This window comes from Faecalicatena orotica (genome assembly GCF_905197545.1).
Taxonomy (GTDB): domain Bacteria; phylum Bacillota; class Clostridia; order Lachnospirales; family Lachnospiraceae; genus Faecalicatena_A; species Faecalicatena_A orotica.
Genome location: NZ_CAJJZH010000008.1, coordinates 1 through 20,377, shown reverse-complemented (window position 1 = coordinate 20,377; position 20,377 = coordinate 1). Strand labels below are relative to the sequence as shown.

17 protein-coding genes and 1 riboswitch are annotated in these 20,377 nt (G+C 45.9%); of the genes, 16 read left to right on the top strand and 1 reads right to left on the bottom strand.

Going from position 1 to position 20,377, the window contains the following annotated elements; translation table 11 throughout:
* Window positions 1-70: 70 nt before the first annotated feature.
* The gene (locus tag ABIN22_RS16560; protein ID WP_346910021.1) at window positions 71-1,015 is read right to left on the bottom strand and encodes an Abi family protein; all 945 of its coding nucleotides are present in this window, start codon (window positions 1,013-1,015) and stop codon (window positions 71-73) included.
* A gap of 270 nt (window positions 1,016-1,285) precedes the next feature.
* Between ABIN22_RS16560 and ABIN22_RS16555 the strand changes: the two genes are divergently transcribed.
* The 16 genes from ABIN22_RS16555 to ABIN22_RS16480 all read left to right on the top strand — a co-directional run bounded on the left by ABIN22_RS16555 (window position 1,286) and on the right by ABIN22_RS16480 (window position 20,302).
* On the top strand, window positions 1,286-3,766 hold the full coding sequence (locus ABIN22_RS16555) for a glycoside hydrolase family 94 protein (RefSeq protein ID WP_346910019.1): 2,481 nt from the start codon (window positions 1,286-1,288) through the stop codon (window positions 3,764-3,766).
* Window positions 3,763-5,187, top strand: coding sequence for a phosphoglucomutase/phosphomannomutase family protein (locus tag ABIN22_RS16550; RefSeq protein ID WP_346910017.1), 1,425 nt, complete (start codon window positions 3,763-3,765; stop codon window positions 5,185-5,187). The genes ABIN22_RS16555 and ABIN22_RS16550 overlap by 4 nt, the downstream gene beginning before the upstream one ends.
* Before the next feature lie 26 nt (window positions 5,188-5,213).
* Entirely contained in the window at window positions 5,214-6,983 is a 1,770-nt protein-coding gene (locus ABIN22_RS16545; RefSeq protein ID WP_346910015.1) for a sensor histidine kinase, read from the top strand.
* A 78-nt stretch (window positions 6,984-7,061) separates the two neighbouring features.
* The gene (locus ABIN22_RS16540) at window positions 7,062-8,402 is read left to right on the top strand and encodes an ABC transporter substrate-binding protein (protein ID WP_118622394.1); all 1,341 of its coding nucleotides are present in this window, start codon (window positions 7,062-7,064) and stop codon (window positions 8,400-8,402) included.
* Window positions 8,403-8,489: 87 nt separating this feature from the next.
* Window positions 8,490-9,377, top strand: coding sequence for a carbohydrate ABC transporter permease (locus ABIN22_RS16535; RefSeq protein WP_109730736.1), 888 nt, complete (start codon window positions 8,490-8,492; stop codon window positions 9,375-9,377).
* A 14-nt stretch (window positions 9,378-9,391) separates the two neighbouring features.
* A complete protein-coding gene (locus tag ABIN22_RS16530) occupies window positions 9,392-10,258 on the top strand; it encodes a carbohydrate ABC transporter permease (RefSeq protein ID WP_109730735.1) in 867 nt (288 codons plus the stop codon).
* Window positions 10,259-10,292: 34 nt separating this feature from the next.
* Entirely contained in the window at window positions 10,293-11,048 is a 756-nt protein-coding gene (locus ABIN22_RS16525) for a response regulator transcription factor (RefSeq protein WP_118622396.1), read from the top strand.
* Window positions 11,049-11,283: 235 nt separating this feature from the next.
* Window positions 11,284-11,395: riboswitch (glycine riboswitch) on the top strand.
* A gap of 139 nt (window positions 11,396-11,534) precedes the next feature.
* Window positions 11,535-11,921 (top strand): GrdX family protein, encoded by a 387-nt coding sequence (locus tag ABIN22_RS16520; protein ID WP_109730847.1) that lies wholly within the window; start codon window positions 11,535-11,537, stop codon window positions 11,919-11,921.
* Between the two features lie 154 nt (window positions 11,922-12,075).
* Window positions 12,076-13,356: a glycine/sarcosine/betaine reductase component B subunit gene (locus ABIN22_RS16515; RefSeq protein WP_207657856.1), complete on the top strand. Its 1,281-nt coding sequence runs from the start codon at window positions 12,076-12,078 to the stop codon at window positions 13,354-13,356.
* Between the two features lie 15 nt (window positions 13,357-13,371).
* Window positions 13,372-14,682: a glycine reductase complex selenoprotein B gene (gene grdB, locus ABIN22_RS16510; RefSeq protein ID WP_109730733.1), complete on the top strand. Its 1,311-nt coding sequence runs from the start codon at window positions 13,372-13,374 to the stop codon at window positions 14,680-14,682.
* A gap of 86 nt (window positions 14,683-14,768) precedes the next feature.
* Window positions 14,769-15,713 carry a thioredoxin-disulfide reductase gene (gene trxB / locus ABIN22_RS16505; RefSeq protein WP_109730732.1) on the top strand — a complete coding sequence of 315 codons (945 nt, stop codon included), beginning with the start codon at window positions 14,769-14,771 and terminating at the stop codon, window positions 15,711-15,713.
* Window positions 15,714-15,763: 50 nt separating this feature from the next.
* On the top strand, window positions 15,764-16,081 hold the full coding sequence (gene trxA / locus ABIN22_RS16500; protein WP_109730731.1) for a thioredoxin TrxA: 318 nt from the start codon (window positions 15,764-15,766) through the stop codon (window positions 16,079-16,081).
* A 69-nt stretch (window positions 16,082-16,150) separates the two neighbouring features.
* Entirely contained in the window at window positions 16,151-16,621 is a 471-nt protein-coding gene (gene grdA, locus ABIN22_RS16495; RefSeq protein WP_109730730.1) for a glycine/sarcosine/betaine reductase complex selenoprotein A, read from the top strand.
* A 161-nt stretch (window positions 16,622-16,782) separates the two neighbouring features.
* A complete protein-coding gene (grdC, locus tag ABIN22_RS16490) occupies window positions 16,783-18,324 on the top strand; it encodes a glycine/sarcosine/betaine reductase complex component C subunit beta (protein WP_346910010.1) in 1,542 nt (513 codons plus the stop codon).
* Between the two features lie 14 nt (window positions 18,325-18,338).
* The gene (gene grdD / locus ABIN22_RS16485) at window positions 18,339-19,517 is read left to right on the top strand and encodes a glycine/sarcosine/betaine reductase complex component C subunit alpha (RefSeq protein ID WP_346910008.1); all 1,179 of its coding nucleotides are present in this window, start codon (window positions 18,339-18,341) and stop codon (window positions 19,515-19,517) included.
* 29 nt (window positions 19,518-19,546) lie between these two features.
* Entirely contained in the window at window positions 19,547-20,302 is a 756-nt protein-coding gene (locus ABIN22_RS16480; RefSeq protein ID WP_346910006.1) for a cyclase family protein, read from the top strand.
* The last annotated feature ends 75 nt before the right edge of the window (window positions 20,303-20,377 follow it).

The window sequence follows — 20,377 nt, the reverse complement described above, 5'->3', positions numbered from 1 at the left end:
TAAATGAGCATGTTTCAACAAATAGAAAAGGAGATTTGGCGCTATAAAATAGTGCCAAATCTCCGTATTTTTATGGTGTTAAGCGATAACGGGTAATATCTTTCCAATTTGGAGGAAAGCCCATTCGGTTAAGAAGTTCATCATTGTTTATATGGACAAGATTTTTGGAAGCATGGTCGATCAAAGCAGATAAATTTCTTTTGAAAATTCTAAAATCATTGCCTGAAATCAGATAGCGAAAAGCAATTACCACAGCAAATAAATCGTTTTTTCCATATTGATATTGGATTCCGTTCATTGGTACTGATAATTTCTTATGTAATGGCAGATCAGAAATATTGTCTATTGTCCGGTAAGTAAATAAGCGTTCTCCATGAGCGCATACATTTCTAAACTTTGTTAGGACGGACAAGAACTGTTCCATTTGCTTTCTGTTGATAATACCAAAATTTTTGCATACTTTTGACTGTAAGGATTGTGGAAAGACTTTGTACATTTTTGAAAGGTTTCCAAAAGTCAGGACGTTGATCAGTACCCACATTGGAATATTGCCGTAAGTAGTTCGGTAATAATTGATATATACATAATCGTTTGTTGTTGCGGCTCTTTGCAAGGTTGAAACTAAACGGACAACAGTATTATGATTTTTACGGCTGTTATTAAAATTATGAATGTCCAAGTAAGCAGATTGCTCCTCGCCATACTGTTCAGAAAAATAATAGGACATTAACGAACGCAGATGGCGTTCAATCTGGAGTAGGTATTTGAAAAATAATTCACGAAGCTCTTTATCAAAGTTATAGAGAGAAACAATTTCTTCAAAGGAAGTTCCGTCTTTATATTTTTTTGTTAATGGAATCCTGAACAAGTGCTTGTAGCCGCCCATTAACGGAAAATAGCCAATATGTTTCAATACATCTTCTGCATACTGTTTATTTGAAATAGTAAGGTGTTTTTCATTTTGGAGCCATTCGACTTGTTCTGAAAAAGTAGAAAATTTCTTTTGTGACAACATTTTTTCTCCTTAAAAACAAAAGAGGGAGAGACCCGCAGGTTCTCCCCCGGTTACGGGCTTCGCAAGTTTCCGTAACACGATCACTGAGTTCAATATAGCAGAATTAACATAAGAAGTCAATACGCTTAATTTAACTCTGTATTAGTATATGATATATAATGGTTACTATTACACAATTTTATGCAAATAATCGCATTTCCCGCAGTTGGTTCTTTTGGACTGTAAGCTTATAATCAAATCAGATGATATCAGGCGGGAGGAGTTTCTATTATGGAATATGGTCATTTTGACAGTGAAAAAAGGGAATATGTGATCGACAGGGTCGATCTGCCGGCATCCTGGACGAATTATCTGGGTGTGCGGGATATGTGTGCGGTAGTCAATCATACTGCGGGAGGTTATCTGTTTTATAAGTCCCCGGAATACCACCGGATCACGCGTTTCCGTGGGAACAGTGTGCCGATGGACCGTCCGGGGCATTACGTGTATCTGAGGGACGATAAGAGCGGGGATTACTGGAGTATTTCCTGGCAGCCGGTCGGCAAGAGTCTGGATACTGCAAAGTATAGTTGTGTGCACGGGCTATCCTATACAAGATATGAATGTGAATATAACGGGATTAAAGCGAGCCAGACTCTGTCCATCCCGATCGAAGATACGGTAGAGCTGTGGGATGTGAAGGTGAAGAATACAGGTACAAAAGAGCGGTCTTTAAGCCTGTTTTCTTACTGTGAATTTTCCTTCCACCACATTGAATTTGACAACCAGAATTTCCAGATGAGTCTTTATTCTGCGGGTTCTTCGTATGAAGACGGAATTATTGAGCACGACCTGTATTACGATGAATTCGGGTACCAGTATTTTACGGCCGATTTTGAACCGGACGGCTTTGACTGTCTGCGGGATGAGTTTATCGGTGCTTACCGCTCCGAGAGCAATCCTTTGGGGGTTGAACGCGGGACATTAAGTGGCTCTTATGAAAAGGGAAATAACCACTGCGGGGCACTTCATAAGAAGATAATACTGGAACCGGGAGAAGAGGTCCGGGCAATATTTATGCTTGGGGAGGGCAGCCGGGAAGCAGGAAGGAAAATGAGGGAAAAGTATCAGGTTTTCCACAATGTCGACCAGGTTTATGTGGATTTAAAAGCATTTTGGGAAGAGAAGTGTGGAAAACTTCAGATTCAGACGCCGAATGAGGGGATGAATACGCTGATCAACACATGGACGCTGTATCAGGCAGAGATCAATGTCATGTTTTCCCGGTTCGCTTCCTTTATTGAGGTAGGAGGAAGGACCGGCCTCGGTTACCGGGATACGGCGCAGGATGCCATGACAGTACCCCATTCCAACCCGGAAAAATGCCGCCAGCGCCTTGTGGAACTCTTAAGGGGGCTCGTATCAAAAGGGTATGGACTGCACCTGTTTGAACCGCGCTGGTTTGACCCCGAGGCGGAGGAAAAGCCCTTTAAGTCACCGACTGTAGTTCCCCAGCCGAAGCGTGAGGACATGATCCACGGGTTGGAGGATACCTGTTCCGACGATGCGCTCTGGGTGATCGCGGCAATCACAGAGTATGTGAAGGAAACAGGGGAATATGGGTTTATCGATGAAATGCTGACTTATGCGGACGGCGGAAGTGGTACCGTCTATGAGCATATGATGAAGATTCTGGATTTCTCTTTCGACCAGGTAGGAGAGGACGGCGTATGCAAAGGCTTACGTGCGGACTGGAATGACTGCCTGAATCTGGGAGGGGGAGAGAGTGCGCTCGTATCCTTCCTTCATTACTGGGCAATTGAGAACTTTCTGGAGCTGGCAAGGTTCCGTCAGGATGCAGATAATGTAAAGAAATATGAGGCAATGCAGCAGACGGTCCGTGAAGTATGCGGCCGGGAACTGTGGGATCAGGAGTGGTTCATCCGCGGTATTACGAAGAACGGCAGGCGCATCGGCACGACGCAGGATAAGGAAGGGAAGATTCATCTGGAGTCCAATGCATGGGCGGTCCTGTCTGGGGCGGCGAGCTATGAGAAGGGGATCCGGGCGATGGACAGTGTGCAGAAATACCTGTCCACACCTTACGGAATCATGCTGAACGCACCGTCCTTTACCGTGCCGGATGATGATATCGGTTTTGTGACAAGGGTATATCCAGGAGTTAAGGAAAACGGTTCTGTCTTCAGCCATCCGAATCCGTGGGCATGGGCGGCAGAATGTCGCCTGGGAAGGGGAGACCGGGCAATGGAGTATTACAACGCCCTCTGCCCGTATTACCAGAACGATAAGATCGAGATACGGCAGGCAGAGCCTTACTCCTACTGCCAGTTCATCATGGGGAAGGACCACAGCGCATATGGACGGGCGAGGCATCCGTTTATGACAGGAAGCGGCGGCTGGGCTTATTTCTCAGCGACCAGGTACATGCTGGGCATCCGCCCGCAGTTTGATTATCTGGAGATTGATCCGTGTATCCCGGCACAATGGGACGGCTTTGAAGTAAGCCGCGTCTGGAGGGGTATCCGGTATCAGATTATCGTTGAGAACCCGGACCACGTTATGTCAGGAGTGAAGGAATTGTATCTGGACGGGGAAACTTATGCACCGGCATTTTCCAGTGCAGGGCTTGTCAGAGAGGGAGATACATCCGGGCAGTCGGCAGAGAGATCTGTTGCACAGATCCCATTTTTAGCAGATCAGAAAGAACATACAGTCAGAATCATTATGGGAGAAAGGAAGGCACAGTTATGATAGCATTCGGTACAGGCGGCTGGAGAGCAATTATTGGAGATGAATTTACAAAGGCAAACATACAGGTCCTTGCAAAGGCTATGGCGAGGAAGATGAAGGCAGAAGGCGTAGAGGAAAAAGGGATTGTCATGGGATATGACAGGCGTTTCCTTTCGAAAGAAACGATTTACTGGTCATGTGAGATATTTGCAGAGGAAGGGATCAAGGTATGGTTCATCGACCGTTCCGTCCCGACCCCGCTTGTCATGTTCTATGTGATGAAACACAATATGCCATATGGCATGATGGTGACGGCCAGCCATAACCCGGCCATCTATAACGGGATCAAGGTGTTTACAGAGGGCGGAAGGGATGCAAATGAGATCCAGACACAGGACATTGAATGTTACATTAAAGAAATAGAGGATGAGTTCCGGGGAAAACCGCTGCCGTCAATGTCCTATGAGAAGGCCTTAAAAGAAGGGCTTGTCGAAGAGTTCAACCCCCTGAATGAATATCTGGATAATATTATCGACAATATTGATATGCAGAAGATCAGGGACGCGGGTCTTAACATTGCCCTCGACCCGATGTACGGGGTCAGCCAGACCTCATTGAAAACGATCCTGCTGACGGCGAGGTGTGATGTAAACCTCATCAATGAACGCCATGACACCCTGTTCGGAGGTCGGCTCCCGGCGCCAACGGACGGGACACTGCGGGCACTCAAGACGTATGTCATTGATTACGGCTGTGACATCGGACTGGCAACAGACGGGGATGCGGACCGGATCGGTGTAATTGACGACAAAGGAAGATTTCTGCACGCCAATGACATTTTGGTGTTATTATATTACTATCTTGTAAAATATAAAGGTTGGAAGGGACCGGTTGTAAGAAATGTAGCAACCACACATATGCTGGATAAAGTGGCGGAAGGGTTCGGCGAAACCTGCTATGAAGTCCCGGTAGGATTCAAGCACATTTCCGCTAAAATGCAGGAAACAGGAGCAATCCTCGGAGGGGAATCTTCCGGGGGGCTGACCGTACGCGGGCACATCAACGGCAAGGACGGGGTGTATGCGGCAATGCTCCTCGTCGAGATGCTTGCCGTGACAGGAAAAAAGATGTCACAGATTATGGAAGACATCCAGAAGGAATATGGCACAATTCACATGGAAGAACGGGATTATAAGATGACGCAGGAGCGCAAAGAAGAGATTTTCCATATGCTCATGGAAGAAAAGCTTTTGCCTAAGATCGATGTGCCGATGCGTGATGTGTCCTATCTGGACGGGTGCAAAGTATACTTCGAGAACGGCGGCTGGATTATAGCCAGATTCTCAGGAACAGAGCCACTTCTGCGTATCTTCTGCGAGATGCCGGATGAAATGCAGGCGAAAGCATTATGTGAAGAATTTGAAACATTTCTGGATCTCTGATCGCTGCTTCCGGGAAAAGGAAACATATGAAGACGAAAAGAAAGATTTCTATTAAGTCAAGGATCATTGCACTGATGGTCTTATGCTGGCTTCTGCCCCTAATCCTGATCACGGGGGTAAACGTGTATTACATCTCAAGCAATCAGTTTGAGAGCAAGATTTCGAAACAGATCGAACAGCTCAAGTTCAACGACCAGGTGAGCGCCGAGCGTCTGAATAAGGTAATAGAAGCGTCCCGTCAGGCATCTTATGACGGGACGCTTACTGACCTTTATGTAAGGTATAAGAAGGGGACTATTCCGGAGCACGACCTGCTCGCATCCAGTATGTATTATCTGGGGGACAGGTACGGGCGGGACAGCCTCATTAAGGCCTCCATTCTGTGGTACAGGGATGATCCGGCCAGACTGAACAGCAGTGCTTACAATACCGGCGAGGGCGGGACCTACCAGCTGGTACAGAGATACTGGGACGAGGACCACGAGGCGGTCGAGGCGCTGGCCGGGAACCTTGATACAAAGGTGCAGTTTTACAGCAGCGGAAACAGGCTGTATCTGGTGCGTAATCTTTACAGCCCATCCTATGTAAATGCAGGTACACTTGTGCTGCTTATCAATAAAAATGAATGCTTTGAAAACTATTCTGTTTTCCCGTCCGGGACATCTGTGACACTTTATGTGGATGACTGTAACCTCCGCCTAATTGGGGATGAGGTTACTGCAAAGGAAACGGGAAAGGAGGAGATGGGGGGAGTCTCCGGATATACGTGGGACAACGGTATTCTCTGCATCTATCATGACATGCTGGCGGGGGATCACAGGATTACTTCGCTTGTCCGGTTCGATGACAGCTCCTCCTTCACGCTGTTTTACGGATATAAAACCATACTGATCGGGATGGTACTCTGCCTGATCCCATTGCTTTCCATCCTTCTGTGGGTGTTCTACAGGCATGTGACAAAGCCGGTTGAAAAGATGATGGACGGTGCCGTGGAGATTGAAAAAGGAAATCTCGGCTATCAGCTGGATTTTGAACCTGAGAGCAAGGAGTTCCATTATCTTGCGGATTCTTTTAATAAGATGTCAGAAAAGCTGAAATACCAGTTTGACCATATCTATGAGGAAGAACTGGCACTGAGGGATGCACGGATTATGGCGCTGCAGTCCCACATCAACCCACATTTTATGAATAACACACTGGAGATTATCAACTGGGAGGCGCGCCTGTCCGGGAATCAGAAGGTGTCGCAGATGATTGAGGCCCTGGCGACGCTGATGGATGCAGGAATAGACAGGAAAAAGCAGCCGGAGGTACTTTTGTCCGAAGAAATGATCTATGTGAATGCTTATCTCTATATTATTGCCGAGAGGCTCGGGAAACGTCTTACGATTAAGAAAGAGCTTCCCGATGAAATCATGCAGTACAAGGTTCCGAGGCTGATCCTGCAGCCTGTGATCGAGAACGCCATTGAACATGGCGTCGTGAAAAACGGTCAGGGGACGGTCGTCTTATCCGGCCGTAAAGAAGGCAGGTTCTTATATCTGGAAATTGTGAACGAGGCACATCTGACGAAGGAAGACGAGGCAAAGGTCGAGAGGCTTCTGGATGTGGATTATGATACAAGCAAAGAGGCTTCAGGCAGTCTGGGGATTGCAAATGTGAACCAGAGGCTTAAGATTCTGTACGGGGAGCCGTGCGGACTAAGCATGGAAAAACTGGATGAAAACCATGTCCGGGCCCGTTTGACTATCCTTGTCGGGGAAGATGGCAAGATAATGCAAGAAATCACAGATTGAGTTATTCACTTTTCCTAAAAAAACGTCATAATAAAAGTATAAATTATACAGAATGTATAAGCGATTGGAGGAGAAGTTATGAAGAAAAAAGTGGTTTCAATTTTACTTGTAACAGCAATGGTTGGAACAATGGCAGCAGGGTGTGGTTCCAAAAAGGGAAGCGACAGCAAGGACGAGGAGTTATCTTTAAGCGTCACAACAACATTTGCCGGTGAAGATGGAAATGCACCGAATTATAAAGAAGCCGTTTCCGCATTTGAGGAAGAGACTGGAATCAAGATTAACGATTCATCCGCGGTTTCAGACGAAACATTTAAGGCACGTATCGAGACAGATTTCCAGGCTGGTTCAGAACCGGACGTACTGTTCTTTTTTAACGGGGCAGATGCAAATTCATTCATCGAAGAAGGAAAAGTTATTTCTATAGATGATATCAGGGCTGAATATCCAGACTATGCATCTAATATGAATGACGACCTGATACCGGCATCACTGGTAGATGATGTGAAATATGCGGTTCCGGTAAACGGATACTGGGAAGGCCTCTTCTGTAATACAGAAGTTCTGGATGCAGCAGGCGTGGAAGTTCCGGGAGCAGATTATACATGGGCTGATTTCGAGGCAGACTGTGAGAAGATCAAAGCAGCAGGCTACACGCCGATCGCATCTGCACTGGGTGAGATCCCTCATTACTGGTGGGAATACAGTATCTTCAACCACACTTCACTTGACAGCCATCTCGAGGTTCCAAAGAGTGTAGATGAAGGCAACGGACCTGGCTGGGTAGAAGGTATGGAAGATATTAAGAAACTGTATGAAAAAGGATATTTCCCGGAAAATACATTATCAGCAAAAGATGATGAGACATTTGCACTGTTTACAAGCGGAAAAGCCGGATTCTTAATCGATGGTTCATGGAAAGTAGGCGGTATCGCTTCAGCATGCCAGTCAGACCCGGATGATGCATCCACACTTGACAAAGACAAACTGGATAAATTCACAGTTACTTATGTTCCGACTAACGGGGAAAGAAAAGCAACAGACCTGATCGGCGGACTTTCTGAAGGATATTACATCACAAAGAAGGCATGGGACGATGAAGCTAAGAGAGACGCAGCCGTTAAATTCGTAGAGTACATGACAACAGACGATATGGTTGCAAAATTCGCACAGCACACAGCATCTGCCTTAAAGGAAGCTCCGGAAGTAGATGATGCAGAGTTTAACTCCCTTCAGATCAAGGCCATTGACATGATGGCAGGTGTTTCATCCCTGACAGGTGCAGTACAGGATATTTTCAACGGAGAATGCAGGGTATCAACATTCGACGGTATGCCTCAGATCGTTACAGGAGAAGTCAGTGCAAAGGACGCTGTAGCGGAAGGTCTTGAGATGTACGCAGAGCAGACAGCAGAATAGGCATAAAACTTATAACCGGGGCGCGTGTCTGTGAGAACCGTGAACAGACACGCCTCCGGTTTTTAAAACTCAGTAGGAGGCAGAGTCATGGAATCTAATATATACAGAAACAAAAAACCGCTGTTTGTGTTCCTGATACCGGCATTCATATTCATGGTGATTTTTCTTTACTATCCATTTGTTAAAAATATTCTGAACAGTTTCCAGAATATTTCCAGCCTTGGTGCTGCAAGCAAGGGATGGAACGACCCCTGGTATACGAACTATGTAAAAATGTTCAACGACCCGAATATGCGGACCGCAATCTTAAACACAATTATCATGATGCTTGTAACAATTGTCGGCCAGGTCGGAATCGCAGTCGCACTTGCACTGATGGTTGATAACATCAAAAAGGGGGCAAAATTCTTCCGTACCGTATTTTTCTTCCCGATTGTTATCTCAGCTACCGCATTAGGTCTGATGTTTAACCTGATCTTCCTGTATGACAAGGGAATGGTCAACCAGCTTTTAGAATTCCTTGGAAAAGGAACCCTGACTGACTGGAAAGATACGGCACACGCGCTGGTTATCATGCTGCTTCCGGTTATGTGGCAGTATGTAGGTTTTTATTTTGTAATCCTTATCACCGGACTCAACAATATTCCGGAAGAATTATATGAATCCGCATCTATCGACGGTGCAACAAGATGGCAGAGGATCAGGTATATTACACTGCCGATGCTGAGAAATGTCATCTGCACATGCGTTGTCCTGGCAGTAACAGGAGCGCTGAAGGTATTTGACCTGCCGTGGGTTATGTTCCCGAAGGGCATGCCGCTAGGCAAAACATGGCTGACCGGTACCTATATGTACTATCAGGCATTTAATACGAAAAATGTAGACTACAGCTCTGCAATCGCAGTCGTGATCGTAGTGCTTGGAATTGTAACCTCTAAAATCGTCAACAAAGTGTTCAAAGAAGCAGATTACTAAGAAGGAGATAAGGCATGAAAACAAAAACAAAGAAACGTATGTCACCCGGCATGATAGTGATTTATGCAATTCTCATCTTCTGGGCCCTGACAACAATTTATCCGATATTCTGGATCATCATGAACTCATTTAAAGCAAAAAACGAGATTCTGGCAAATTCATTTTCCCTGCCGGTCGGTGATCTGTTTACAACATCTAACTATAAAACTGCCTTTGAACGTTTGAATATATTCAGTGCTTACCGGAACAGTATTATCATATCCTGTACCGTAGCACTTGTCGTAGTGCTGCTGGCAGGGCTGGCATCCTTTGCCATCGTCCGCTACAGCTTCCGGTTAAAGAAATTTGTTTACTCACTGATCATAGCAGGCATGATGTTCCCTGTGTTCTCGACGATCATCCCGGTATTCAGAATGCTGAATTCGATACATATCGCCAACACAAACAATCTGTGGCTCTCCCTCTTATCCGTGGCACTGCCCCAGATCGCGGGGAACCTGTCATTTGCGATCGTGGTGCTGAGCGGTTATATCAAGTCTCTTCCAATTGAACTGGAAGAAGCCGCATACATGGAAGGGTGCAATGCCTACCAGATTTTCTTCAAGGTGGTGATGCCGCTGACAAAACCTTCTTTTGCGACAGTAGCGATTTTCTCATTCCTGTGGAGTTATAATGACCTGTTTACACAGATGTTCCTGCTGCGCCTGCCGGAACAGAGGGCCATCACCCGCCTTCTGAACGAGCTGACTGCTATGGAGGGAACCAACTACGGACTTATGGCGGCAGCGGTAGCATTAGTTGTCATTCCGGTCATAATTGTGTATATTATATTACAGAAGCATATTATCAAAGGTATGACTGCAGGAGCCATCAAAGGGTAGATCCGCAGGATGCCTTGTTTATGAGGGTGGGAAAATGTATAAAGTTGTAATTATCGATGATGAGCCGATTATAGTCGAAGGCTTGTCCCGTGTGATTAAGTGGGAAGAATACGGCTGCCGTCTGGCCGGGACTGCATATGACGGCATGGAGGGCGTGAAGGTGATCCGGGAACAGGAACCGGATATCATCTTCTCAGACATCGCCATGCCGGGCATGGACGGATTGAAGATGATCGCGGCAATCCGCGTGGAACAGCCCGATGCCATGATCGCCATACTCACAGGCTACCGGGACTTTGATTACGCGCAGACCGCCATCCGTCTAGGTGTATGCAGATTCCTTTTAAAACCATCCAACCTCACCGAACTGGAAGAGGCCGTTCAATTCATGGTAAGCGAACTGAAGAAGAAACAGCCGGAAGCGGCAGGGCATGAGGACACGGAAGAGGATTCCGAAGGAACTGCAGGAAGCTTTATCGTAAAGAATGCTATGGAATATATGCAGAATCATTATGCGGAAAAGGTTACCTTATCCGAGCTGGCTGACAAGATGTATGTGAGCCAGTGGCATCTCAGCAAACTCCTGAATAAGCATATGAAGAAGAGCTTCAGCGAACTCCTGAATGAGATCAGGGTAAAAGAGGCGAAACAGCTTCTGAAGGACCCTTCTTTAAGAGTCGGTGATGTGGCGGAGATGGTCGGATTTTTGGATATTGCACACTTTTCAAGGGTCTTTAAGAAGTATACAGAAATGTCTGCCAATGAGTATAGGAATAAAAAGCTTGGCTGATATCAGTTATTGAAAATGTCTATAAATAGTATAGAAATATTCTTTTATACAATCTGCATAAATGTATTGGATTTCTGGAACGGAAAAACGGGAACAAACAGGGAAACAGGTTGTGCAGAATAACTAATTTGATGAAATTTTTCCTGAGAGCTTGCAAATTTTTTAACAATTGGTTATTATAGAAACAGGCAATAGACTGGGTTCTAGTTGTCTATAAGTAAACTGCATAGTGGGATGATGTTTTTCAAGAGAGAGCCGGACAGACCGGCCGCCGAAGAGGCAAGCCATGTATACGAGGGTGAACGTATACGGGTGAAACTTTCAGGCAAAAGGACTGGGAAACGTACCACATTCTGAATCTTGTGCTGAGCGCTTTTTAAAACAAAGAAATCAGGGCAAACAAACAGAAAGGAGGACGATTTATACACGGGCGTGTTTAAATTGTCTTTTTTTATCTTTGAAAAGCCAAAGGAGAAGAAGGGTAACATGAGCAAAGGCAACTACATAGTCATAACCAACAATCCACTTGTTTTTGAAAAGCTGAAAGACGGGCACGAAGTCATATACAGGGAGATTTCTTACGAAGAGATTCTAAAAGACGTCAGAGACAGAATCCACGATGGTCACCGGCTTTTAACACATCCGTTATCAGGAAGCGTAAAGCCGAATGAAACACCATACAAATCAATTCTAATTACAAAAGGAAAGGAGAAGATGGATGACTGGTCCGTACAGATCATTGAAAGTGCCATCCAGGCCTGCCGGAAGTTTGAATTTAAGTCAGACAAGTACGGTGCCGGGGTGTACAAAGACTTTCAGATGATTGACTGGACCCTGTTAGAAAGTGGATTGGCATCAGCCGACCTTTGGTAGGCCGGTGCACATGGCGGCGGCTGCAAAGAGAAGCACCAGCGCCAGTAAGTTCAAAAGAGGTTTTGAATCGCCTAGTTGTACGAAAACTATGAAAATGCTGATACTGTTCGCACCTGCGAATAGTAATCAAATAATTGAGAGGAGGGCATGACAAGTGAGATTAGAAATGGGACACATTTACATTAAGGATATCCAGTTCGGACCGGAGTCAAAGATTGAAGACGGAGTCCTTTATGTATCCGAGGAGGCTGTGAAGGCAGTTGCTCTGGAGGAGGAAAAGATTAAGAGTGTATCACTTGATATTGCGAGACCGGGAGAGTCAGTAAGAATCACACCGGTAAAGGATGTTATTGAACCGAGAGTAAAAGTTGAGGGAAGAGGAGGAATTTTCCCGGGCGTCATCTCTAAGACTGATACAGTCGGAGAAGGCAAGACTTATGCACTGAAAGGAATGGCTGTTGTAACAGCGGGCAAGATTGTTGGATTCCAGGAAGGTATCATTGATATGACAGGCCCCGGAGCAGAATATACACCATTCTCAAAGACACAGAACCTGGTTATGGTATGTGAACCGGAAGAGGGAATCGAACCTCATGATTATGAAAAAGCAGTGAGACTTGCAGGATTCAGGGTTGCAGTTTATATTGGGGAATTAGCTCGCGACCTGACACCTGATGAGACAAAAGTATATGAGACATGCACGATTAAAGAAGGTATTGAGAAGTATCCTGACCTTCCGAGAGTTGCATATGTACAGATGCTGCAGAGCCAGGGGCTTCTGCATGACACATATGTTTACGGCGTAGACGCAAAGAGAATCGTTCCTACAATCTTAAGCCCGACAGAGATCATGGACGGCGCGATTGTATCAGGAAACTGCGTATCTGCATGTGACAAGAACCCGACATATGTACACCTGAACAATCCGGTTGTACATGATTTATTCGAACAGCACGGAAAAACTCTGAACTTTGTATGCCAGATCATTACAAATGAGAACGTGTACTTAGCTGACAAGCTCCGTTCATCCGACTGGACAGCAAAGCTCTGCAAGATGCTTGATCTGGACGGCGTTATCGTTTCTCAGGAAGGATTCGGAAATCCGGATACAGACCTGATCCTGAACTGCAAGAAGATTGAGGCAGAAGGCGTTAAGACTGTTATCATCACAGATGAGTATGCAGGACGTGACGGTAAATCCCAGTCTCTCGCAGACGCAGACCCGGCAGCAGATGCTGTTATCACAGGCGGAAATGCAAACCAGGTGATCATTCTTCCTAAACTGGACAAGGTGATCGGTACTCTGGACTATGTAACTAAGATCGCAGGTGCAAGTGAAGAGACTCTTCGCGAGGATGGAAGCTTGGAAGTTGAGCTTCAGGTTATCACAGGCGCAACAAACGAAACTGGCTTTAACAAGCTGAGTGCAAGATAGCGGGGAGGAGAAGAAATGGCTAAAATTAAAGTTGTTCATTATATTAATCAATTCTTCGCACAGATTGGCGGAGAGGAAAAAGCTGATTATCCGGCAGAAATCCGTGTAGGAGAGGTTGTTGGACCGGGTATGGCACTGACAGCCAGCTTTAAAGATGATGCAGAGATTATCGCTACAATCGTGTGCGGTGACTCTTATTTCAATGAGAACCTGGAGAAGGCAAAAGCAGACATTCTGGCTATGGTAAAAGAGCAGGCTCCGGATGTATTTATCGCAGGACCGGCATTCAACGCAGGACGTTACGGCGTGGCATGTGCTACGATCTCTGCTGCAGTACAGGAAGAACTGGGAATCCCGGCACTTACAGGTATGTATGTTGAGAACCCTGGTGCAGATATGTTCAAGAATCAGGTATATATGATTGCTACGAAAAACAATGCGGCAGGTATGAGAGACGCTGTTTCTAAGATGGCACCTCTGGCATTGAAGCTTGCAAAAGGCGAGCCGATCGGTGCATCAGCAGAAGAAGGCTACATGCCTAATGGCATCCGTGTAAACTTCTTTGAAAAAGAAAGAGGTTCACAGAGGGCAGTAAAGATGCTGCTTAAGAAACTGAATGACAAACCGTTCGTAACAGAGTATCCGATGCCAGACTTCGACAGAGTTGACCCGAATCCGGCAGTAAAGGATTTAGCTCATGCAAAGATCGCCCTTGTAACATCAGGCGGTATTGTTCCGAAAGGAAATCCGGACCATATCGAAAGCTCCAGTGCATCACACTACGGAGAGTACGATATCACAGGTGTATATGACCTGACAGAAGAGACATACGAGACAGCACACGGCGGATACGATCCGGTATACGCAAACAAAGATTCAGACAGGGTACTGCCTGTAGATGTGCTTCGTGACCTTGAAAAAGAAGGCGTTATTGGGGAACTGCATAACAAATTCTATACAACAACGGGGAATGGTACGTCCGTTGCCAACTCAAAAGCATTTGCTGCTGAATTTTCACAGAAACTGCTTGCGGCAGGCGTAGACGCAGTCATCCTCACCTCCACCTGAGGCACCTGTACTCGTTGCGGTGCAACGATGGTGAAAGAAGTGGAAAGAGCGGGAATCCCTGTAGTACATATCTGTACTGTAACACCGATTTCTATGACAGTAGGGGCGAACAGAATCGTTCCGGCTATCGCGATACCACATCCTCTTGGAAACCCGGCATTAAGCCACGAAGAGGAAAAAGAACTCCGCCGCAGGATTGTTGTAAAAGCACTGAATGCTTTAACAACAGAAGTAGACGGACAGAAGATTTTCGAGTAAAATAAAAAGGGGGATACCTTCCTGATAATAATAATCAGGAAAGTATCTCCTGCAATTGAATTCGCGAAGGAGAGGAAACTTTCGTTATGAGCAAAATATATGACGTTATTATTCTGGGAGCAGGCCCGGCAGGACTTGCAGCAGGATTATATGCAGGCAGGAGCCGTCTGTCCACACTGATCATCGAAAAAGGACAGGACGGGGGACAGATCGCGATCACAGATGAGATCGAGAACTATCCGGGACAGATCGTAGATGGGGAGTCAGGCCCGTCACTGATCGAGAGAATGACACAGCAGGCTGAAAAGTTTGGCGCAGAGCGCGTATCTGATACAATCAAAGAGGTTGAACTGGAAGGCGAAGTAAAGATCTTAAAGAGTGAGAAAGCAGAATATCAGGCTAAGAATGTAATCATCGCAACAGGAGCCCACGCAAGACCGATCGGCTGTAAAGGTGAGAGGGAGTTTATGGGCAAGGGTGTGTCTTACTGTGCAACATGCGATGCCAATTTCTTTGAAGATTTTGAAGTATATGTAGTAGGCGGCGGCGACTCCGCAGTTGAGGAGGCTATGTACCTCACAAAGTTTGCCAGAAAAGTAACCATTATCCACAGACGTAATGAACTGCGTGCAGCAAAATCCATTCAGGAAAAGGCATTTGCTAATCCGAAGATCGAATTCTTCTGGGATTCTGTAGTGGAAGAGCTTTTCGGTGACGATATTCTTCAGTCTATGACAGTGAAGAATGTAAAGACAGGAGAGATCAGAACAGTAGAGGCTGATCCGGATGATGGAATGTTCGGCCTGTTCGGGTTCATTGGAACAGTTCCCAACTCTGACGTGTTCAAGGGAATCATTGACATGGACGAGAGAGGATACATCAAAACAGACGCTGATATGCATACTAATATCCCGGGTGTTTATGCGGCAGGAGATGTCCGCATCAAGAGCCTGAGACAGGTTGTAACAGCGGCTGCTGACGGCGCAATCGCAGCCGTTCAGGTGGAAAGAAGTATGTCAGATTATTTCTAGGACATACAGTAACCAAAGGAAGTACTTTACAAGAATGGAGGGTTTGACCAATGGTAGATTTGGATAAGACTAATTTTGAGGAAGAAGTTTTAAAAGCAGAAGGATATGTATTCGTAGATTTCTACGGAGACGGCTGTGTGCCATGCCAGGCACTGATGCCGAAGGTACATGAATTTGCAGAGACATATGGCGATAAGATGAAATTTACATCTTTGAATACAACAAAAGCACGTCGTCTTGCGATTGCACAGAAAGTTCTTGGACTTCCTGTTATGGCAATTTACAAAGGCGGAGAGAAGATCGACGAAGTAGTGAAAGATGATGCTACTCCGGAGAGCATTGAAGCAATGATTAAGAAATACATCTAATCAGATGTTTTCTAGATCATAGATTACAAGATGAGTGATATAACTTACAAGAAAGGAGATCGAATAATTATGGCTATCTTAGAAGGTAAAAAAGCAATAATTATCGGAGACCGTGATGGAATTCCGGGACCGGCTATCGCAGAATGTGTAAAAACTGCCGGCGCTGAAATTGTATTTTCATCCACGGAATGTTTCGTCTGAACGAGCGCAGGCGCAATGGACTTAGAGAATCAGAAGAGGGTAAAAGAATTTGCTGACGAATACGGTGCAGAGAACTTAGTAGTAGTTCTCGGTGCTGCAGAAGGTGAAGCTGCAGGTCTTGCAGCTGAGACTGTAACAGCAGGTGATCCTACTTTTGCAGGTCCATTGACAGGAGTCCAGCTTGGACTTCAGGTATATCACGTATGTGAACCAGAGATGAAAGAAGAATTTGATGAAGCCGTTTATGATGAACAGATCAGTATGATGGAAATGGTACTCGATGTTGATGATATTATCAATGAAATGACCGACATCAGAGAGCAGTACTGCAAGTTCTAATAAAACTTATAGACTGTTAGTTCTACTTCACAAGTTAAGAGGGGCAGGCCTTAAGTGTACCCGATAAGGGCCTGCCCTCTTTTTTTTCCTGTTAATACAGTTCCTTACCGGAATTTATATCACGAATCAAACTATATGAGCTTAAGAAAGGCGGAAAACCAATGAACAGTGTAATTAAAGGAGCAAGCTATGTATTAGTACATACTCCTGATATGGTTTTATATAATGGTACAACACAGACAACAGAGAAGATTGTTAACCCGGAATCAGAGTATTTAAAAGAAGTGCCAAACCACCTGCGTTCCTATGAGGAAGCAGTTTCCTACTGGCCGAACCAGACTTATATCGGAAATGTACATCCTGATGAGCTTACAGGGGTAGAATTTCCGTGGTATGACAAGAAGAAAGAAGATGCCGGCCGTTACGGAAAATTCGGCGAGATCATGCCGGAGGAAGAATTCTTATTCCTTGTACAGGCATGTGACATGTTCGAGGTTGTAAAACTGGAAAAAGGTTTTGTTTCAGAATACAAAGAAGCATTTGCGAAAAACCCGATCATTTCAGAAGATATCGTAGAAAAAATCACGGAAGGCGCTGAACTCTCTGAGATCGAAGAATTCGTAAACAATGATCACGCAGAGGGCCTGTACTTCCAGAATAAACTGGTTGGATGTGTAAAACCGGCACATGATATTGATGTGAATTTATCTTCACATGTTATGCATGAAAACCTGATGAGCAAGGCATCCAGCGTTCTTGCCCTGCTTTATGCAGTACGCAATGCAGGAATTGAGAAGTCTGATGTTGAATATGTTATCGACTGTGCAGAGGAAGCATGCGGCGATATGAACCAGAGAGGCGGCGGAAACTTTGCAAAGGCGGCAGCCGAAGTGGCAGGACTTGTCAGCGCATCCGGATCAGACGTAAGAGGATTCTGTGCGGCACCTGTACACGCAGTAATTGAAGCGGCAGCACTGGTTAAATCAGGTGCGTACAAGACAGTTGTTGTAACAGCAGGCGGATGTACCGCGAAACTGGGAATGAACGGAAAGGACCACATCAAGAAAGGCCTTCCAATCTTAGAAGACTGCCTCGGCGGATTTGCTGTTGTTATTTCTGAAAATGACGGAGTCAGCGCTGAGATCGACCTGAATCTTCTGGGACGCCACAGTGTAGGAACCGGTTCTGCACCGCAGGCAGTTATCGGAAGCCTTGTAACAGAATCACTTGACAGAGTGGGCATGAAGATTACAGATATTGACAAATTTGCACCGGAGCTCCAGAACCCGGACATCACAAAACCGGCAGGTGCAGGAGATGTTCCGCTTGCCAATTACAAGATGATTGGTGCGCTTGCTGTAAAACGCGGCGAGCTCGACAGAAAAGCACTGGCTGATTTCACAGCTTCACACGGACTTACCGGATGGGCTCCTACACAGGGACATATTCCTTCAGGTGTGCCTTATATCGGATTCGCAAGTGAAGACATCAAAGAGGGCCGGATCAATAATGCAATGATCATCGGTAAGGGAAGTCTGTTCCTTGGAAGAATGACAAACTTATTCGATGGTGTATCCTTTGTAATGCACGGAAATACAGCAGCACAGGAGAGTGCAGCAGACGCAGGTGTTTCAGAGGATGAAGTAAAGAAGATGATAGCAAACGCAATGAAGGATTTTGCAGCTTCTTTACTGGCAGAGTAAGGGAGGCAGTGACTATGGCAGATAATATTCAGAAAATGATCGCCGATACCTTCCTTCAGATGGCGGAGGGCCTGGAGACAGGAAGCTTCAGTAAAAGACCGAAAATTGCACTGACAGGCATGGGCAGCGAACATGGTGAAGCAAACGCAATGGAAGCAGCAATTGCCGCTGCAAAAGACGGAATAGATGTATATTACATTGGAACTTTAGAGTCAGAAGAGAATGGAAATTCTTCAGGCAATGTTATCACTGTAAAGGTTGAAGATGAAGAAGCGGCCCACAAGAAGATGGAAGAACTTCTGAAAGAAAAGAAAGTAGACGGAGCAGTTACCATGCATTACCCGTTCCCGATCGGCGTATCTACAGTAGGACGCGCTGTGACACCGGGCAGGGGCAGAGAGATGTATGTGGCAACAACAACGGGTACATCCAGTGCTGACCGTATTGAAGGCATGATCAAAAATGCAATTTACGGAATCATTGCAGCAAAAGCATGCGGAAATGCAGAACCTACAGTCGGAATTCTGAATGTGGACGGAGCGCGCCAGACAGAGATCGCCCTGAAGCAGTTAAAAGATAACGGCTATCACATCAATTTTGCTGAGTCAGCAAGAGCTGACGGAGGATGTGTCATGAGAGGAAACGATGTCCTTCAGGGGACACCGGACATCATGGTATGTGATTCCTTATCCGGAAATATCCTGATCAAAATGCTTTCCTCCTTCACAACAGGCGGCAGCTATGAAGCATCAGGATACGGATATGGCCCGGGAATTGGCGAGGGGTATGACCAGCTTGTCATGATCATTTCACGTGCATCAGGGGCGCCTCTCATTGCAGGAGCGATCCGTTATGCGGCACAGCTTGTAAAAGGCAGAATTTTCGAAGTGGCAGCAGCAGAATTTGCAGCAGCAAATAAAGCAGGACTTGCAGATATACTTGCAGCCAGAAAAGCTTCTGACAAATCCGCAGTGGCACAGGAAGTTGTAACAGCGCCGGCAAAAGAAGTAGTTACTGCACAGATCGCGGGAATCGAGATCATGGATCTGGAAGACGGCGTTCAGGCACTCTGGAAGATCGGAGTGTATGCAGAAAGCGGAATGGGCTGTACAGGACCGATTATCCTTGTAGCAGATGCAAACCTTGCGAAGGCAAAGGAAGAGCTGAAAAAGGGCGGATATATCGCGGATTAAAGCGGCTCATGTAAGGAGGTGCGGTTATTATGTATCAGTTATGGAAAGACCTTGAGAGACTGAAGAGTTACCGGTGGATAGAACTTTCCCACCCGCTGAACAATGACAGCCCCTATTGGGGAGGTATCCCGGACGGGGCGGTGGAATTGTCAGAGACAGTTTTCGACTGGGGAAATGAGATGCTGAACTGCCTGATTCAGACGTTTAAATTTCCCGGACAGTTTGGAACCCATATTGATTTCCCCGGACATTTTATAAAAGGGAGAGAATTATCAGAAGAGTATGGTGTCAGAGATATGATATACCCCCTTGTGGTAATTGATATTTCTGAGAAGGTGAAAAAAGATGTACACTATGCTGTTACAGTGGAGGACATCAAAGAGTTTGAAAAACAGTATGGTGATATTCCTGACGGGGCTTTTGTTGCACTCCGAACAGACTGGAGCAGGCGCTGGCCGGATATGGATGCGATCTGTAATTATGACGACGAAGGCGGGGAACATACTCCGGGATGGTCGATGGAAGCATTGAAGTATATCTATGAAGAACGTGGGGCAGCGGCAAACGGACATGAGACGCTTGATACGGATGCGTCCGTGCTTGCTGGGCAGGCAGGTGACCTTGCGTGCGAAAGATATGTGCTGGATAAGGGAAAGCTGCAGGTAGAAGTACTATGTAATCTGGATCAGGTTCCACCCGCGGGTGCGATTGTAATCGCGGCGTTTCCGCCGATTGAAGGTGCGACCGGTCTGCCGGTCCGTGTATGGGCAATTGCGGAGGAATAGGACAATATAACAGGGGTGCTGCAAAATGTGAACCGCTCCCCGTCAAGTAGACAATTAAAAAAATAAAATCTTTTC

Coding starts and splice junctions, on each gene's coding strand:
- ABIN22_RS16545 (WP_346910015.1), top strand. CDS start 5,214: ATGAAGACGAAAAGAAAGATTTCTATTAAGTCAAGGATCATTGCACTG.
- ABIN22_RS16520 (WP_109730847.1), top strand. CDS start 11,535: ATGAGCAAAGGCAACTACATAGTCATAACCAACAATCCACTTGTTTTT.
- trxA (WP_109730731.1), top strand. CDS start 15,764: ATGGTAGATTTGGATAAGACTAATTTTGAGGAAGAAGTTTTAAAAGCA.
- ABIN22_RS16525 (WP_118622396.1), top strand. CDS start 10,293: ATGTATAAAGTTGTAATTATCGATGATGAGCCGATTATAGTCGAAGGC.
- grdD (WP_346910008.1), top strand. CDS start 18,339: ATGGCAGATAATATTCAGAAAATGATCGCCGATACCTTCCTTCAGATG.
- ABIN22_RS16540 (WP_118622394.1), top strand. CDS start 7,062: ATGAAGAAAAAAGTGGTTTCAATTTTACTTGTAACAGCAATGGTTGGA.
- ABIN22_RS16550 (WP_346910017.1), top strand. CDS start 3,763: ATGATAGCATTCGGTACAGGCGGCTGGAGAGCAATTATTGGAGATGAA.
- ABIN22_RS16555 (WP_346910019.1), top strand. CDS start 1,286: ATGGAATATGGTCATTTTGACAGTGAAAAAAGGGAATATGTGATCGAC.
- ABIN22_RS16530 (WP_109730735.1), top strand. CDS start 9,392: ATGAAAACAAAAACAAAGAAACGTATGTCACCCGGCATGATAGTGATT.
- ABIN22_RS16535 (WP_109730736.1), top strand. CDS start 8,490: ATGGAATCTAATATATACAGAAACAAAAAACCGCTGTTTGTGTTCCTG.
- ABIN22_RS16560 (WP_346910021.1), bottom strand. CDS start 1,015: ATGTTGTCACAAAAGAAATTTTCTACTTTTTCAGAACAAGTCGAATGG.
- grdC (WP_346910010.1), top strand. CDS start 16,783: ATGAACAGTGTAATTAAAGGAGCAAGCTATGTATTAGTACATACTCCT.
- trxB (WP_109730732.1), top strand. CDS start 14,769: ATGAGCAAAATATATGACGTTATTATTCTGGGAGCAGGCCCGGCAGGA.
- ABIN22_RS16480 (WP_346910006.1), top strand. CDS start 19,547: ATGTATCAGTTATGGAAAGACCTTGAGAGACTGAAGAGTTACCGGTGG.